The following is a 14538-nucleotide window of genomic DNA, read 5'->3' on the forward strand; positions in this document are numbered from 1 at the left end:
ACAAAATAACTCAAAACTCGAAACTTCGCCGCTACGAGCTTTTGAAACTTATATTTTTTGATGTTAAGCACTCCGGTTGAGAAAGCGCTCCATGCTCCGTTCCGCCAAAGCAGCAATAGTGAACGAGGGGTTAGTGCAGGCTGTCGAGCCTGGGATGAACGAACCATCAACAACAAACAAGTTACGATAGCCGTAAACCTGCCCGTAGGTGTTGCATACTTGCCCAATTGTTGCACCGCCAAGGGGGTGAGCTGTGGCACTAAAGTCAAGCGGTTGAGCCAAAGTTGTACCATTGGCTTGATTGAGCAGTTGGTAGGTATACTGGAGAGCCTGAGCATTTTTCTGATTGTTGGCTGAGTCGCTGGGCCAGAACAAATCAGCTGACTGGGTAGAGGCGTTGTAGGTGAGATAGCCCTCTGGCTTGGCAATTGCTTGACCAATAGAACTAATGATACCTTCCGGCACAATGGGAAAGGGAAGTTGCTCGCTCACCACTGGGGCAATTGGATTGTCGAAATGCTCAATGACTGTCGCTGCGGGACCACCCTGTGTAGGATTCGTCGGACCATTGGTGATGACAGCGCTCACTACATCGCCATTAGTCCCCCAAAATTTCCCTACCTGATTGTTCAGACGGCGCAATGTGCCATTTGCCTTGGCACGCAGCAACAATTCAGTGGTTCCAATCGAACCAGCTGCCAAAAACAGATAGCGACAAACAAAGGACTTTTGGGCAAGCACTTCTCCTTGCTCGTTGATTTGATGGCAAGTAATTCGGAAACGCTCTTTATCGCATTCCTCTATTGAAGTGACCACATGTAGGGGTCGGATTTCGACTTTTCCAGTCGCCTCTGCCATGCTCAGGTAGTTGCGGTCTAGGCTGTTTTTAGCACCACTGTTAATACCGTAATACACTTGACCTGTGATAGCGGAAGGAACCTTCTGACCAGCGATTTCCTGACGCACGATGTCCCAATCAACAGCTATGTCAAGCTTGCGGGCTTTTAGACCTGCCTTTGCTGCTTGCTCCAAGAAGATGCGGCTTGACAAGTAGTAGTTCGTTTGTAGGATGTCGTCTGGGATTGGAGAAGGGTTGAGGATAGAACGTACCCGTGGGTAATAGACAGAATCGAGTTCTTCGTAGTTAATGGTGCGTGGGAAGACTTGGTAGAACAGTTCTCGTGTCGGCTGATAGGTAACAGCGTTGTAGACAAGAGAACCTCCCCCGACGCCTGCTCCCCGATAGGCAATGATGCCATCGCCTATCTTGACATCAAGGACACCAGTATAGATGTCAATGGGAACCTTGTTAAATACAACCGTAGTAGGGCTAAGCCAGGTAGAGCGACCATCTGGTTGTTGGTATGTGCTGAAAGTGTCACCAGCGTCGGTAATTTGCCATCGTCGCCCTCGCTCCAATACGATTGTCTCAATTCCTGCCTGACCAAGGCGCAGTGATGCGACTGCTCCACCAAAACCGCTACCGATAACTATTGCCTCAACATAATTTTCCTTACTACGAACAGCGGAAGCACGAACGGCAGATACACCTACGCTCGCCGCAGCCGCAAGCGAACCCTGAAGAAATTGACGACGCTTCAGCACCGGGGACATACTTAATCTCCTGTGATTTTCAAAAATAAATTTTTTATAGGTTGAAGCTTAGATTACCTATTCAAATTCGGTATATTTAGATATCGCACCAGTTGCAATAAATAGGTTGCCAATTTGCCAAAATTATGGAACAAAGAAAGCCGGTATCGCATCCCTTCGAGATGTGATACCGGCTTTATTACAACAAAAAGCAGCAATTCTTCTAGACTTTCTGTATTCCCGGACGACCGTTTTCAACCACAAATGAAGCACGGTTGCTGATTGTGCCAGATTGGGTTGTCACGTCTGACAAGACTAAATAGTCTGTTTGCCAACTTGCCGGAGTCAGCACACAGCGGACATATCCGCGTTGACCGTTGTAAAACTTAATGTGTGGGTTGTCCGGCAAGTAGGCTTCAACTGTGGGACTTGAGTCTGCCCCATTTCCACCTGAGGTAATCGAGGTACAAACGAACTCACTCCCAACTGTAGCGGATTCTGGTTTATTAAAGTCAGCCTTGAGATCCATTGCCCAGTTGGAATGCACATCGCCTGTCAAGACGACTGGATTAGATGGTTTGCGTTGTTCCAGGAAATGCATCAGGCGATCGCGCGAAGCCAAATACCCATCCCACTTATCCATACTGAAAGTTGCGCCTTCCCCAGGTGTCAAGTCTCTCTGAGCAACGATAACCTGCTGTGCCACAATGTTCCAACGAGCCTTTGAGCGGTCTAAACCTTGGTATAGCCATTCTTCCTGACGCTTACCAGTAATCGTTGCCTCTGGGTCAAAATTCTCTGGGCAACGTTCCTTGGTACCATCTCCACAAGGCTGATCCGTGCGATACTGGCGCGTATCTAGCACATGGAAGGTTGCCAAGTTCCCGAAGGAAAGCCGACGGAAAAGTTGCATATCCGGTCCTTCAGGCTTGGAGAAGGGTCGGAGCGGCATATGCTCATAGTAAGCTTGATAAGCAGCGGCTCGCCGTTGTAGGAAGACTTGGGGGTCTTGATCCGGTTCATTATCAACTTCTGAGATAGCATTGGCGTAGTTGTTTTCCACCTCGTGGTCATCCCAGGTGACAATCCAAGGGAACGCCGCATGAGTTGCTTGCAGATTGGGATCAGTTTTATAGAGGGCGTGACGGTTGCGATAATCCTCCAGAGTTACAATTTCAGGGCTATTGTGCTGTCTGACACCATTTGCCGCGATTCCTCCCTCATAGATATAGTCGCCTGTATGCACCACCAGGCTGATATCTTCCTGCGCCAAGTATTTGTATGCCGTAAAATACCCCTGCTCATAGTGCTGGCAGGAGACAAATGCAAACCCAAATTTACTCACGTTGCTACCTAGTTGAGGAGCCGTACGAGTCCGACCAATCGGGCTTTCTTCCGTACCTGACGTGAAACGATACCAGTACCACGTGTCGGGCTTTAGCCCATTTACAACAACTCTAACTGAGTGAGCCAGTTCTGGAATCGCAATTTCTGTGCCTTTTGCTACTATATTGTTCAAGTTGGGATCAGTTGCCACTTCCCAGCGAATTGGCACATTAACAGGTGGTACGCCACCGCCTTGTAAGGGATTGGGAGCCAGACGAGTCCAAAGCACCACGCTGGTTGGATAGGGATCACCCGATGCCACACCGAGGGTAAAAGGATAACTAGAAAATGGGACTTGGGCAACTGCTCGTTGCTGGAATTGGCTGGCGATCGCAAAACCAGCCAATGCTCCTGCCCCAATGATCAGGTTGCGTCGCTTGATTCGACTGTACAGAAACCTCTCAAAATTCTGGTAGTCTACCATTGTTCTCCCCCTGACTTGCTGACGAATGAAAGCAAATGAAAGCAGAGAAACAGGCGATCCAAGGAAGGCAAAGTGATAAGAGCGCAAACTCCATAACCAATACCCTAACAGCCCAACTTAGACTTAAACCACCTAGTGTTATATAAATAACCAAACCTTGCGATTCAATACTACAGCCGAGCTACTTTGTTATAGTTGTAAAGGTTACATTTATACTGCAATCCTAAACACGGAAACCACCAGATTTTCCTGCCACATCCAAGGTGTCAACTGTTGCTTTGCTCCCGTTTAACTTACCATTCAGACATTAATTCTTAGCAAAGGTATAGTTAATATAGGCTTAATCAAGTTTTCCCATAGAACTTCTAGTGCGACAGGTACGTTCCTCACACCATCTGCTCGCACTTAGTTTGCTAAAAAAATTATAAAAAAACTAAATAAAATAGGAAAATAACACTGAGGAAGTGCAACCATGACCGCTGTTGTCCCTACCCCCTCCAAATCTGGAATTGTTTACTCGAGCAGCGATGGAGAGCCTGTGGCAGAAACATACGACCATCTCTACGCCATATTAACCACTCTAGAAGTCCTCAGACAATACCTACTTGGTAGTCGAGCTACAGTTTTAGCAAACCAATTTTTGTATTATGCTGAAGGTTTTCCAAAATTGCGCGTTGCTCCTGATGTAATGATTATTTATGACGTAGAACCAGGAGGACGAGACAACTACAAAATTTGGGAAGAAAAACAAGTCCCAAAGGTCATTTTTGAAATGACATCAAAAAGTACTCAGGACGAGGACAAAAACACCAAGAAAAACCTGTACGAAGCATTAGAAGTACAAGAATATTGGTTATTTGACCCCAAGGGAGAGTGGATTGAACAGAAGTTGCAGGGGTATCGATTGCGGGGAGATAGTTATGTACCCATCACCGATAATCAAAGCGAACCCTTGCAACTACGTTTAGCAGTGGAAGAAAAATTGATTGGCTTTTACCGCTTAGATAATGGGCAGAAATTGTTAGTTCCTGATGAGTTAGTTGAGGCGCTCAGAGAGGAAACACTCAAACGCCAGGAAGCAGAGAAACAAGCAGAACAAGAACGCCAACGTGTTACCCAACTCGAATCGATGCTAGCTCGTTATCGAGAACAATTTGGGGAATTACCACAATAATCAAAAGAAAAATTACGTTTTTTAGCTTCTCCACTACACGACGCGGAAAATAAACGGGTAGCGGTAGGGCACGTTAGGATCATCAAGAACGTGAAGAATCGCAAGAACTGGCATTATAAAACTCACAATTGCCAATACAGCCAGTAGTGGAATACCAATCGCTACAAGAATCAGCAATGCAAATACAATTGCATAGATGTAAAGATTTATGTGGAAATTAAGCGATTCTTTGGCATTTGCTTTGACAACTGAGTCGTTGGTAGTCAACATAATTGCAATGGGTATGCCAATAGACACAATTGTCGAGCTAAAAAAGATTGCTCCGTGACATAACGCTGATAAAAGCCTGCGTTGGGTAACCTGTTGCATACCATAGCCCCCTATTATGTAGACGTGATTAGTCACGATAACTCAATTCTAATTTTCTTGTGCGACACATGTCCTCTGCTGTCTTATAGATTAGGGTGGGCATCTTGTTCACCCTACAAAAACTACACTCGTCTGAGTGATGCTCAAAGGCTTTCAGACTTACCGGGAAATTTTGTAAATCGTTTCACTTGAACTGGTCAACTAGAGTTAACTGCAAGCCCCTGCCTTCTAGGCATGGGGTTTGCACTTAACTAGAAGTCGTTGACTTTCTCTTGCTTTTCACGGCTATTTATGCAAAATTGTAATTCAGTAGTAAAAATACGGTTAACCTAGCGATTTTGAGTAGATACTGAAGCATCAATTTAATTGATGCCTATCCAGTTTGTGCATAGGTGCCTTCTTTGCACCTTTTCAGTAGTGGCTTGCTTAAGGCATAGCCAAGAATTGTTTGCAGCTTCCTTGCAGTATTTGAACCCAGACTACAAACGAGTCAGCTGTTGATAATGCTTCATTATCAGCATAATACTCGTGCAATCGGACTTTAAATAGTAGCACTGCATGTCTACAGGCATTGACCTTCCTGTAGCACAATTTCATATTTCACTTTCTAGGTGTGGAGAAAAGAGAAATGCAATCCGATCCCAATGCTCATCAAGCTTCTCAAAGAGATACACAAGCCCAAAGCAAAATCACAAATCCCAAAACTGGTACTGCTGATGGAACTCGTAAGCGTTCATTCATAGATGGCTTCGGTAGACGCTCATTTCTCGGTCGCGCTAGTTTGTTAACCGCCACTGGCGTTGTTGCGGGGGTGATGTCTCCTCTAATCTCTTCCAAGACGAAAGCCATTGTTCAGGCACAGGAAACTGCCCGTGTCACACGGTTCAACTACGCTCAGTTTAGCCAAAAAGCCTATCAAGTGCGTGTCCAAGCAGCGAAACTTGAACAGGACTTCGGCGTTCCGGCGCATCCAACGAACGGCGATGAGGAACGCTACCCTAACAAAATCGGCTCTGACAGCAGGGGATTACCGCACGACGAGCGAGGCGAAGTCAAGCTGGAAGCATACAATTCTTTGACAAAAGCACTGACAACGCAGAACCCTGATGACTATGAAAATATTATCTTGGGTGGCGCAAGGAAGCTAGTTAATCCTCAAGGACCACTGGCAATCAGTCTCGAAGGAATCAACGCAGCTCAGATAGCGGTTCCAGCACCACCAGCTCTAGCTAGTTCGGAACGGGCTGCTGAGGCAGTTGAACTCTACTGGCAAGCTTTACTACGCGATGTACCTTTAGACAAGTTTCAGGACAACACTGACGATCCGAAAGTCTTAGCAGCTGTCGAAGACCTTAATAAGCTTTCGGCATTTAATGGACCAAAACAGAATGGTCGTGTCACCCCTGGAACCTTGTTTCGTGGCAGCGTTAACTATGCCGATAAGAATGACCCCTCAGGCAGGGCACAATACGTGATTCCACCTGGGGTATTAGATGGTCCCTACATTTCACAGTTTCTGTTGCTGGATATTCCTTTAAACACGCAATTTATTTCGCCTCTGATTCGTACTGCTCTGGCTGGCAACGATTTCCTCACTAATTACGACGAATGGTTAACAGTCCAGAATGGAGGCAGTTCTGGCAAGTCCCTTCAGTACGACCCGAAACGCCGTTACATATCCACTGTTCGGGATGTCGGTGAGTATGCACATATTGGTGGGGCTGCATACTATGGAGCCTTACAGATTTTAGGTGGTATTAATGCACCCTTGAGTCCAACCAATCCCTATGTCAACTCAAAGACCCAACAAGGTTCTGCCGCTACATTTGCAGCAGCGCATTTTCAAGCCTTACTCCTGTTGGCTCCCTCACGGGTAATCAGAGCCTCCTACTGGCAAAAGTATTATGTACACCGCATCCTACGACCGGAAGCATATGGTGGGCTTGTCCACAACAACCTTGTCAATAAAACTCAATATCCGATTAATTCTGAGGTTTTAAATTCCACAGCTTTAGCTCAGATATTTAGCACCTTTGGCAATTATTTGTTGCCCCAGGCATACCCAGAAGGGGCACCGACTCATTCCTCCTACACTGGTGGTGCAGCCGCTACTGCTGGTGTTTCAGTTACACTGTTGAAAGCGTTCTATGACGAGGATTTTGTTATCCCCAATCCTGTAGTCCCTGATCCCAATGACCCCACGAAAGTGATTCCCTACAGCGGACCATCATTGACAGTAGGTGGTGAGTTGAACAAGCTAGCAACTAACTATGCTATTGGTCGCAGCTTTGGCGGTATCCATTGGCGTTCGGATGGTTCAGCTGCCTTGGCTTTGGGAGAAGAGGTTGCCATCAGTATCCTTAGAGACGAAAGGCTAGGGTTCAACGAAAAATTCAATGGCTTTACGTTTACCAAGTTTGATGGTACAAAAATCACTGTTTAACTTGTAGGCAATCCAGAAAAGGGCGATCGCTATGCCTGTAAAATACGGTAATTTAACAAAATTACCGTATTTATTATAATCAAGCTTTGAGAAAGTAGTGATTGTAGCTGTACAATCGTTTGGAAAAATCAATGTTGGAAGATTCATTTGAACGGTTCGCGGCAGTCCCCACCCCTAACCCCTAAGCGCAGGCGCTTAGGTCAACTTTGGCGCAAGCGACTCATTGGGGTGGGATCAAAGCCTACTGCATCAAAACGAGAAGCGCTATAAAAAGTTGTCTTATGAGACAAACAAGCTACAAAAAAGCCCTAAACTTTTTCCACATAAGTCTAGGCAATAATTGAAATTTTCCCGCCTATAAAATTAAAAAGTAATTGCTGTAAATACGAGTTCTGTCTCAAAAACCCTTAAAGCAAAATTTGTATAATACAGAGAAAGATGAGTGTATAACGTTTAAGTTAAGACAAGGTAATATAAGAATTAATAACAGTAATATTGTATTTTTTTTAACAAAAAGAGTAATTTTTGATAAAATAAAAAGTGGATTGATGAAAATCGTTCCCTAGTTTCTGCTACATATCTATATTTATTTTGTTTATTATTTCATGTGAGATTGAGAAACGAAAATCGTATTCATCAACACACAATTATTCTTAGGTGTGTTATATTATCCATTGGTTCGTCCTATATTTAATGATTGTATAAAATTATACAGCAACAAGGGTGCAAGAGTCAATTGTGGCAAGGCAAAAGTATTCCTGGAGTTAAATGATACATTATCTAAAGAGTTATAGCAGTGAAAGAGCGCAAGTTGTTTCTCTTAAAAGAACTTAGGAAAGTTAGGAAAGTTAGTCCATGCCTGTGAAATTTACATCTAGGGAAGCACTGTATCGAGCCAAAGACCTGTTCACTGATTTGTTGGCATCTGTGTCATTTTTGCTGACTTGTGCTGTTTTCTTAACAGTGATTTGTTGGAAAAGTCCCGCTCTGCTATTTTGCTTGGTTGTGGGAAGCGTAACTGTAGCAGTTATTGGGCGAATAGGACAACAGATAGGTTTACCTAAACAGTGGCTGATATTATTGCAAACTCTGGCATTATCAGCAATTCTCAGTTTATTTTGGCTAGACTACTTTAGCGATCCAGCAGCAGCTCAATTTTTCGGCAAAGCAGAAAACTTTTTCAAAAACACATTGACTCAGGGTTCGCAACAAGGGACTGCTTCTACTGCCGCAATAAGTTTGGTGTTTAACGTTTTACGAGCGCTTTACTTACTCTATATCGCTGTTGCCCTGATCGGCGTTATTAACGCGGTTCGTAAAGATGAAGATTGGCAAGTCGTCGCCAGAACACCCTTATTAGTAGTCATTGCTGTTACCATCGCTGATGTGTTGACATCTTTTATTATTGGCTAAGTCAGAGAATTCATATGGCTGAGGACCGAGACAAAGAATTTCGACCCGTCAACCAAATTCTAGGAGCCAAACCTTCCCTAGGACCAATTCCTGCTGACCAAATCTTTCCTTGGGCAATCATTGCCCTAACGTCCTACTTCATTGTGAATGGTTTCTTTGGGAGTTTCTTTGCCGATGAATGGCAGAAATGGTTGTGGACAATTTTAATTGCTGGCTGGGGAATGGCAACTTGGTGGATATTAAGTGGCGGCAGAAGTTGGCGATTTTTGAGCAAATTTATGGGTGTTCCGACCTGGACAAGAGGCACTGCTCGATATAAAAGCTTTTTAGAGTTTCGGTATGAAAGACAAAATAGGAAAACAAAGCGTAGGCATCGCAGGTCAAGTAAATAGGTTAACACCTTTTGAAGATGCTCTCAATCTTGCCACTATGCTGCGTGTTGCAGTTGATGGCAGGGATATTGGTGCATACATTTTGGCAAAAGGGAGTCAAAGAGATAGGTTTTGCTTTGTTTTTGGATTTGACTGCAAGGGCATTCATACGACTTTAAGAAGCGAGCAAATAGATACAATTTGTAACAATATAGAATCTGGTTTAAAAGACCTTCCCGGCGAGGAGAGAGTGACTTTTCATTTGGGGTCTTTTTCTTCAGACACAAAACGCCAACAGGAACTCGCATCGCTTGTACAAAAAACCGCATCGCCCAGCATACAATATTTGCTCACGTCTGAGAGAGCTAGAATCCAACAACTGACTCGTGCTGGTATCCGTAAACCGAAGTTTCTGCGCGTGTACGTGACTTATACAGTAGAACCAGATGCGAAAGGGGCTGATGATTGGATTGAGAAATTCTTAGCAAAAGCAGAATCTTGGTGGCATGAATTTAAGGGAGAAACAGCAGAAAGGGAAAATCAGCGACTAGAAACTATTATTTCTAATGCTTATACTGAGGGATTTCGGCGCTGGGAACAAATTTTATCTAACAAATGGGGTTTGGATATCAAAGCATTGACAGCTACAGAACTGTGGCAAGAAGTTTGGGGACGATTTAACAAGACTGAAGCAATAGAGATTCCCCAGTTACTTGTTTTCGATGAAAAAGGACTGCACGAAAAAATTTATTCAGATTTATCGAGTTGCAAATTACTGCTAGAAAATATCCACAGCACGACATTGTTGATGGAGTCAAACGTACCTGTTGCTGATCGTCAATGGGTGAATTTGAAAAATCGCTACGTTGGCGTGATGACATTTCTAGAAAAACCGGGAGGTTGGCAGAATAAAACCTCACAACTGCGTTATTTGTGGGAACTTCTTGCCAGAGATGCAATTGTGGATACGGAAGTTTTTTGTCAGTTGACGGCGGCGAATCCGGCGATAGTGAAAACGACGTTACAACGGGTTCTCAAGCAGTCGAATGTGACAACAAAGGTAGCACAAGAAAAAGGGAATACGATTGATGTTGCCGCCCAATTAAAATTGAGGAAATCTGTCGCAGCGCAAGAACAAATTTATGAAGGTGCGTTGCCGATTAATACAGGAATTGCTATTTTGGTGCATCGTCAAAGCTTGGAAAAATTAGACGAGGCATGCAGGTATATAGAAAACTGTTTTCAACGTCCGGCACAAGTTATTAGAGAAACTGAATATGCCTGGAAAATTTGGTTGCAAACTCTGCCAATTGTTTGGGACGTTTTGTTAGCCAAACCCTTTAACCGTCGTCAATTGTATCTCACAAATGAAGTGTGGGGATTGATTCCTTTGGTGACAACCAGAGCAGGCGACAAGAGAGGGTTTGAACTCATCGCTGACGAAGGCGGAACACCATTACATTTAGATTTATTTAACCAGCATAAGAATCTCGCGTTGTTTGCCACAACTCGAGCTGGTAAATCGGTGTTGGTATCAGGAATTTTGACGCAGGCTTTGGCACATAATATGCCAGTAGTCGCGCTAGATTTCCCCAAACCTGATGGTACGTCTACCTTCACAGACTATACGGCTTTTGTTGGGGATAAAGGAGCTTATTTTGATATCTCCAAACAATCAAATAATTTATTTGAACAGCCAGACTTGCGTTCTTTAAGTCTAGAAGAACAGCGGGAACGCTTGCAAGATTACGTCGCATTTCTGGAGTCTGCCTTGATGACAATGGTACTCGGTTCCTCAAGCGGCAATCAACTGCTGACGCAAACCGTGCGTTCCGTTGTCAACTTGGCTTTGAATGCCTTCTTTGCTGACGAGGGGATTCAAAAGCGATACAAAGCAGCTATAGAAGGAGGATTTGGTACCCAAGCGTGGCAAAAAACCCCGACTTTAAGAGATTTTCTGCACTTCTGTTCGCGGGAGCAGCTGAACTTGTATAGCGCAGGTGACAGAATTGATGATGCACTCGAAATTATAAATCTGCGTTTGCGCTTCTGGCTGGAAAGTCGTGTGGGACAAGCTGTGTCTGCACCTTCAAGCTTTCCGACTGACGCTCAACTTTTGGTTTTTGCACTCAGAAACTTATCAGATAGCGAAGATGCGGCACTGCTGTCCTTGAGTGCCTATTCCGCAGCACTGCGACGTGCTTTGAGTAGTCCAGCTTCGATATTCTTTATCGATGAAGCACCAATTCTGTTTGAATTCGACCAAATTTCTGATTTGGTGGGTAGACTTTGCGCGAACGGAGCTAAAGCAGGGGTAAGAGTTATCTTATCAGCCCAAGACCCCGACACCATTGCCAAATCCAGAGCCTCATCTAAGATTCTGCAAAACTTATCAACAAGATTAATCGGGCGCATTCAACCGGTTGCGGTTGATAGTTTCGTGGAAATCTTGAAATATCCCCGCGAAATTATCGCTCGCAACGCATCAGAAAGCTTTTTCCCGCGTAAAGAAGATATCTACAGCCAATGGCTACTTGATGATAACGGCGTTTTTACTTATTGCCGTTACTATCCAGGTTATGAACAGTTAGCAGTCGTTGCGAACAACCCTGATGAACAAGCTGCACGAAATCAAGCAATGCAGGAATATGGCGATAAATTTGAGGCAGTTGCTCATTTTGCACGTCAATTGATAGGCTCAATTCGTGGTCATTAAAGTAAGGGGGTAAAATTCCAAAAAAATTATCACAATCATTTTAGAGAAATTGATAATAATATACCAAGACACCATCCCCCTTTCCCCCTTACCAAGCAGCAGGGCTGTTTCATTCTAAAAAGGAAAATTTATGGCTGTTTTAAATTGGTTGATCAACATCATATTGTAGGGGCACGGCAATGCCGTGCCCCTACGACGGTCTTGAATACCAAAGAAAAATTGATGTTTTTTTTCCAGGTCGAAGCTGGAAATGCCCTTGAAGCGGCTCTGCCGCTGTTAAGGGAGGCAGAGCCTCCCACTAGGCATTCCCAGCGTCAGGCTGGGAACGAGGCAAAAGCCAAAACCCTTCTAAAATCTCGTAAATCTCGTTTCCAGGTTCTACCTGGAAATGCGGTGGGGGCGGCTCTGCCGCAAGTAAGCGAGGCAGAGCCTCCCACTAGGCATTCCCAGCCTGAGGCTGGGAACGAGGCAACGTCCCCTCCCCGCTTGCGGGGAGGGGTGCCGTAGGCGGGGTGGGGTTCCGAGGAAATAGCAAGTCATCAACCGAAGGTGATATTATGCGTAAATTTGGCAAATCTCAAATCATCATGACTTCTCTTTTTGCTGTGGCATTTTTAGGAACCTTGCCAGCCATAGCACAATTCGCAGAAGTGTTGGAAATAGGAGATCTGGGACAGGTTAGGAATGATTTTGAAGCTTATTCGGCTAATTTGAGAAATTATCTTACAGACTACAACAATAGTTCTAAGACCTTCCAACCTGTTGAAGGACAGGCACAATTATCTATCACAAATAATTCAGGTGAGCTTAACATTCCTAATCCTGTTGCAGCTTCTGACTCTATTCGCGATTCTATAGTTCAATATTCTACTTCAGATAAATTTGAAACTAATCCGGCAATATATGGCTCGATACTCAGTAATGAAATTAACCGTTATATTATTCGTGGTTCTGCTGAGACTCTTTTAGGCACAGATGGGCAAATTCGTTTAAAAAATAAGTTAGAAGCGACTCAGAATATTGTCAGGAAGGCTGATGAATCTTTTCGAGAAGCGAAAGCGAAAAACGCGGGAATAGAAGGACTTATAAATAATATAGTTGACTCAACTAGTAACAGCACTCCTCTGGGAGGTGGGCAAGCACTAACACAAAGGTTGGTAGAATTACAACTTAAAAGTATAGAAATTGAAAAAGACCAATCCAAGTTAATGGCAGAAATGCTAGGGAGAAGCATCCAATCACAGAATGATTTGCAGTATACCAATTTGAATCTGGCAAATATTTCACAGCAGAATGAAGATTCCAACCGTGCCAGAAGAGTAGAGACTGCGGCAGAAGTCGCACGACTTTTGCGAGTCACTTCTCAAACAGATTTGTTTAGAAAAAGCAGTGCCGCTCCTTCTTTGGAAAGTCCCCCTCCTGACTCGGAAAATAATCCTCCTAACTCAGAAAATAGTCCTCCTCCTGTGCTAGAGCCAGGACAGTAATCAAGATAAATTAATGGTAGAAAAATGTGGCTTTCTGGTTTCAATATTTTTGCTCAAATTGGCACCAATGATGTTTTAACCAATGGTGTCCAGACTGCACAAAGCATTGCTGATGGCTGGGATAAACAGTGGATTGATTTGTTGCAAACTAACACTAACACTAATTTATACGGAGCGCTTACAAAGCTGGGTATTTTCTTTGCCGTAGGAACTTTGCTTTTTTTCATGGCGCAGTGGATAAGAGATGTGCTTGATAATGAATATTCTCGTCCCATATCTGCTTTGATTTGGCCCTTTGTAGTGGTGTTGTTATTAGCCAATCCTGGCAACGGCACTGTACTATCTAATTTAACTTTGGGATTACGAGATTTTATCAACACAATCAATCAGCAAGTTGTAGAAGCAGCCGATGTCAATCAAACTTATCAGCAAGCACTAAATATGAGTATTGCTGAAGATGTTGTTGGTGGTTTACTGCGTCCCTGTCAGTCCCTCATTGGTCAACAACAACTTGATTGTTTCATTCAAGCAAAGCAAAAAGTTGACACTCTCTTAGGGCAATACAGAGCTTCTTACGGTGGACAACCTTGGATAGACAGACTTGATCTCAAAGTCAACCAAATACTGGGTGTTAGTGGTAATCCAGCGGAATTAGCTTTTAACTCTTTGCTAGGTTCTACAACCCAAACTATTATCAAAAATATTTTAGTTTCTTCACAATCTGCTTTTCAAAATTTAATAGAAGTGACAATGCTACTGATAGCAGCTTTAGGACCTTTAGCTGTTGGAGGGTCTTTGCTACCTGTAGCTGGCAAACCTATTTTTGCCTGGCTGACTGGATTGTTGGCTATTGGTATTGCCAAGATTTCTTTTAATATTGTTGCTGCAGTATCAGCGGCTGTGATTGTAAATGGTCCAGCGCAAAATCTTGATACTGATCCAGACTTAATGTGGTTTATGATTCTGTTAGGAATTTTAGCACCAATTATGTCTTTAGGTTTGGCTGCTGCTGGAGGATTTGCAGTTTTTAATGCTATAAGTAATACTGCTGTGTGGGTGCAGGAAAGAGTTTAGATGTCTGTAGAGATGCACTATGGCAGCTGTGTACATAACTGTAGAGACGCGCCATAACTGTAGAGACGCGCCATAACTGTAGAGACGC

11 protein-coding genes are annotated in these 14538 nt (G+C 43.9%); 8 read left to right on the forward strand and 3 right to left on the reverse strand.

Annotated features, from left to right (window positions below):
- Positions 1–63 precede the first annotated feature (63 nt).
- Together AACT52_RS26620 and AACT52_RS26625 are read right to left on the reverse strand one after the other, a co-directional pair.
- A complete protein-coding gene (locus AACT52_RS26620; protein ID WP_073634036.1) occupies positions 64–1614 on the reverse strand; it encodes a GMC oxidoreductase in 1551 nt (516 codons plus the stop codon).
- Between the two features lie 202 nt (positions 1615–1816).
- Positions 1817–3403, reverse strand: a complete 1587-nt coding sequence (locus AACT52_RS26625; protein WP_073634037.1) for an alkaline phosphatase D family protein — start codon at positions 3401–3403, stop codon at positions 1817–1819.
- Positions 3404–3875: 472 nt separating this feature from the next.
- Here AACT52_RS26625 and AACT52_RS26630 point away from each other — a divergent pair, with 472 nt between their 5' ends.
- A complete protein-coding gene (locus tag AACT52_RS26630; protein WP_073634038.1) occupies positions 3876–4577 on the forward strand; it encodes a Uma2 family endonuclease in 702 nt (233 codons plus the stop codon).
- Between the two features lie 33 nt (positions 4578–4610).
- Here AACT52_RS26630 and AACT52_RS26635 read toward each other — a convergent pair whose 3' ends face one another.
- Entirely contained in the window at positions 4611–4946 is a 336-nt protein-coding gene (locus tag AACT52_RS26635) for a DUF4870 domain-containing protein (RefSeq protein ID WP_073634039.1), read from the reverse strand.
- A 628-nt stretch (positions 4947–5574) separates the two neighbouring features.
- Here AACT52_RS26635 and AACT52_RS26640 point away from each other — a divergent pair.
- The 7 genes from AACT52_RS26640 to AACT52_RS26670 all read left to right on the forward strand — a co-directional run bounded on the left by AACT52_RS26640 (position 5575) and on the right by AACT52_RS26670 (position 14450).
- A complete protein-coding gene (locus AACT52_RS26640) occupies positions 5575–7389 on the forward strand; it encodes a vanadium-dependent haloperoxidase (protein ID WP_073634040.1) in 1815 nt (604 codons plus the stop codon).
- A gap of 855 nt (positions 7390–8244) precedes the next feature.
- Positions 8245–8802, forward strand: coding sequence for a hypothetical protein (locus AACT52_RS26645; RefSeq protein WP_073634041.1), 558 nt, complete (start codon positions 8245–8247; stop codon positions 8800–8802).
- A gap of 14 nt (positions 8803–8816) precedes the next feature.
- Positions 8817–9194, forward strand: coding sequence for a hypothetical protein (locus AACT52_RS26650; protein ID WP_073634042.1), 378 nt, complete (start codon positions 8817–8819; stop codon positions 9192–9194).
- Positions 9142–11889 (forward strand): hypothetical protein, encoded by a 2748-nt coding sequence (locus AACT52_RS26655; protein ID WP_073634043.1) that lies wholly within the window; start codon positions 9142–9144, stop codon positions 11887–11889. Before AACT52_RS26650 ends, AACT52_RS26655 begins: the two co-directional genes overlap by 53 nt.
- A gap of 222 nt (positions 11890–12111) precedes the next feature.
- Positions 12112–12396, forward strand: coding sequence for a hypothetical protein (locus AACT52_RS26660; RefSeq protein WP_073634044.1), 285 nt, complete (start codon positions 12112–12114; stop codon positions 12394–12396).
- A gap of 80 nt (positions 12397–12476) precedes the next feature.
- The gene (locus AACT52_RS26665) at positions 12477–13376 is read left to right on the forward strand and encodes a hypothetical protein (protein ID WP_143172890.1); all 900 of its coding nucleotides are present in this window, start codon (positions 12477–12479) and stop codon (positions 13374–13376) included.
- A gap of 24 nt (positions 13377–13400) precedes the next feature.
- Entirely contained in the window at positions 13401–14450 is a 1050-nt protein-coding gene (locus AACT52_RS26670; protein WP_073634046.1) for a hypothetical protein, read from the forward strand.
- Positions 14451–14538 lie beyond the last annotated feature (88 nt).

It is taken from the genome of Scytonema sp. HK-05, from assembly GCF_963872035.1.
GTDB lineage: Bacteria > Cyanobacteriota > Cyanobacteriia > Cyanobacteriales > Nostocaceae > Kalymmatonema.